The organism is Allobosea sp. ASV33 (assembly GCF_016428755.1).
In the GTDB taxonomy this organism is placed as follows: domain Bacteria; phylum Pseudomonadota; class Alphaproteobacteria; order Rhizobiales; family Beijerinckiaceae; genus Allobosea.
This window is the reverse complement of sequence record NZ_JAELTI010000311.1, coordinates 1-311: the sequence shown is the minus strand read 5'-3', so window position 1 is coordinate 311 and position 311 is coordinate 1. Positions and strand designations below refer to the sequence as shown.

General features: G+C 78.1%; 1 protein-coding gene. It reads left to right on the top strand.

The window, feature by feature from the left end; all coding sequences use genetic code 11:
* Nucleotides 1-180: hypothetical protein (locus JHD80_RS27785; RefSeq protein WP_199093850.1), on the top strand; the 180-nt coding region annotated here is incomplete at its 5' end.
* Between the last annotated feature and the right edge of the window lie 131 nt (nucleotides 181-311).

Here is a 311-nt window from a genome sequence, read left to right as displayed (position 1 = left end):
CCCCCCCCCCCCCCCCCCCCCCCCCCCCCCCCCCCCCCCCCCCCCCCCCCCCCCCCCCCCCCCCCCCCCCCCCCCCCCCCCCCCCCCCCCCCCCCCCCCCCCCCCCCCCCCCCCCTTTTCAAGCCGACGACGGCATACGAGATCGCGCCTAGAGTCTCGTGGGCTCGGAGATGTGTATAAGAGACAGGTCCTGCAGAGTCTGAACGAGTTGCAGACCCTGCGCCAGCGCGTCGGCGAGCGCTTCGACGGCAGAGCTGACGACGCCGCGAACGCGGCGGGCCGTGCGATCTGGGCCCGCATCGATGCGGCCC